Raw genomic sequence first — 2,314 nt, 5'->3', positions numbered from 1 at the left:
ATCACCACAGTGCATTTCGGAACGCCGTCGGACCGTGAGCTGGACGCGTACATCGGCAGTGGGGAGCCGCTGCAGGTGGCGGGCGGGTTCACACTCGACGGGCTGGGCGGTTGGTTCATCGAGGCGGTCGACGGCGATCCGTCGGCCGTGATCGGGATCGGCCTGCCGGCGATGCGGCGCCTGTTCGACGGCGCCGGGCTGTCGATCGCCGAGTTGTGGGCGGCCAATCCAACGGCTTGACGCCGAAACTGACGCGTTCTGCGGTCCTGCCGGGGTGTCCGCCTGCAGCCGGGTAAGTGTCGCGAGATTACGCGGCTGTGGGTGACCTGGGTAGGCTCGTACATGTGGCGCTTCCACCCGATCCGAGTCCAGAACTGCAGTCCTACGCCCACCCCGAGCGGTTGGTCACCGCCGACTGGCTGTCGTCGAACATCGGCAAACCGGGGCTTGCCATCGTCGAATCCGACGAGGATGTGCTGCTCTACGACGTCGGCCATATCCCGGGCGCGGTCAAGATCGACTGGCACACCGACCTCAACGACCCGCATGTGCGCGACTACATCAACGGCGAGCAGTTCGCCGAGCTGATGGACCGCAAGGGCATCGCACGCGACGACACCGTCGTGATCTACGGCGACAAAAGCAACTGGTGGGCGGCCTATGCGCTGTGGGTGTTCACGCTGTTCGGCCACCCCGACGTGCGACTGCTCGACGGCGGGCGCGACCTGTGGATCTCGAGCGGCCGCGAGACCACCCTCGACGTTCCGGACAAGAAGAGCAGTGGCTACCCGGTCGTCGAGCGCAACGACACGCCGATCCGCGCGTTCAAGGACGACGTGCTGGCGGCCCTGGGCTCCCAGCCGCTGATCGACGTCCGGTCGCCGCAGGAATACACCGGCGAGCGCACGCACATGCCGGACTACCCCGAGGAGGGCGCGCTGCGCGGCGGCCACATCCCGACCGCGAGGTCGATCCCGTGGGGGAAGGCGGCCGAGGACAGCGGCCGGTTCCGCAGCCGCCCCGAGCTCGCGGAGCTGTACGGGTTCCTGCAGGCCGACGACAAGACGGTCGTGTACTGCCGCATCGGCGAACGGTCCAGCCACACCTGGTTCGTGCTGACCCATCTGCTGGGGCTGCCAGGCGTGCGCAACTACGACGGCTCGTGGACCGAGTGGGGCAACACCGTGCGGGTGCCGATCGCCGTCGGCGAGGAACCCGGAAAGGCGCCATGACCGTCACGTCGCCGATGCCGGCACCGCTGGCCGAGGTGGTGTCGGACTTCCAGGAGATGCAGGGCCAGGACAAGCTACGCCTGCTGCTGGAGTTCGCCGAGGACCTGCCGCCGCTGCCGGCCGACCTCGAGGAGGCGGCGATGGAACCGGTACCGGAGTGCCAGTCGCCGCTGTTCCTGCACGTCGACGCCGGCGACCCCGAGCACGTGCGGCTGTATTTCAGCGCACCCGAGGAAGCCCCGACCACCCGCGGCTTCGCGTCGATCCTGGCGGCCGGTCTTGACAACCAGCGCGCCGCCGACATCCTGGCCGTTCCCGACGACTTTTACGCCGACCTCGGGCTGGCGGCGCTGATCAGTCCGTTGCGGCTGCGCGGCATGGCGGCGATGCTGGCCCGGATCAAGCGGCGGCTGCGTGGCAGCCAGTGAAGGTGAACCGGCTACTGGCCAGTAGCGGCGACCGGCTCGACTCGCTCACATGAGTGGCGCTTAAACTGCCCTGCGAACCTATTCTTAAAGACGTTTCTTAGAGACATGCCATCAGGAGGCGCAGTGCCCAGTCACGCCAGCTCACGGATCTCCAAGGTGCTCGTCGCCAACCGCGGCGAGATCGCCGTCCGGGTGATCCGGGCGGCCAAGGACGCCGGGCTGGAGAGCGTGGCGGTCTACGCCGAACCGGATGCCGACGCTCCGCACGTCCAGCTCGCCGACGAGGCGTTCGCGCTGGGCGGGCAGACGTCGGCGGAATCGTATCTGGACATCGCCAAGATCCTCGACGCCGCCGAGAAGTCCGGCGCCAACGCGGTCCACCCCGGCTACGGGTTCCTGGCCGAGAACGCCGACTTCGCGCAGGCCGTGATCGACGCGGACCTGATCTGGATCGGGCCCAGCCCGCAGTCGATCCGTGACCTCGGCGACAAGGTCACCGCCCGCCACATCGCGGCCCGTGCGCAGGCGCCGCTGGTGCCGGGCACGCCCGACCCGGTCAAGAACGCCGACGAGGTAGTGGCGTTCGCCGAGGAGTACGGGCTGCCGATCGCGATCAAGGCGGCGTTCGGCGGCGGCGGCAAGGGCATGAAGGTG

The 2,314-nt window shown here is 68.6% G+C and carries 4 protein-coding genes; all 4 read left to right on the top strand.

Annotated features, from left to right (window positions below):
* Positions 1 to 240: Maf family protein (locus VE759_RS05005; protein WP_324928810.1), on the top strand; the 240-nt coding region annotated here is incomplete at its 5' end.
* Between the two features lie 104 nt (positions 241 to 344).
* Positions 345 to 1,232, top strand: coding sequence for a sulfurtransferase (locus VE759_RS05000; protein WP_324928808.1), 888 nt, complete (start codon positions 345 to 347; stop codon positions 1,230 to 1,232).
* The gene (locus VE759_RS04995; protein ID WP_324928806.1) at positions 1,229 to 1,660 is read left to right on the top strand and encodes a SufE family protein; all 432 of its coding nucleotides are present in this window, start codon (positions 1,229 to 1,231) and stop codon (positions 1,658 to 1,660) included. The genes VE759_RS05000 and VE759_RS04995 overlap by 4 nt, the downstream gene beginning before the upstream one ends.
* A 123-nt stretch (positions 1,661 to 1,783) precedes the next feature.
* A partial coding sequence (locus VE759_RS04990; protein ID WP_324928804.1) for a biotin carboxylase N-terminal domain-containing protein occupies positions 1,784 to 2,314 on the top strand: 531 nt, incomplete at its 3' end.

The organism is Mycobacterium sp. (genome assembly GCF_035640695.1).
Taxonomy (GTDB): Bacteria; Actinomycetota; Actinomycetes; order Mycobacteriales; family Mycobacteriaceae; genus Mycobacterium.
The sequence above is the reverse complement of the archived record's forward strand: the minus strand, read 5'-3'. Positions and strand labels throughout refer to the sequence as shown.

Excerpts from the sequence above, each read along its gene's own strand:
- VE759_RS04995 (WP_324928806.1), top strand. The coding sequence starts at position 1,229 with ATGACCGTCACGTCGCCGATGCCGGCACCGCTGGCCGAGGTGGTGTCG.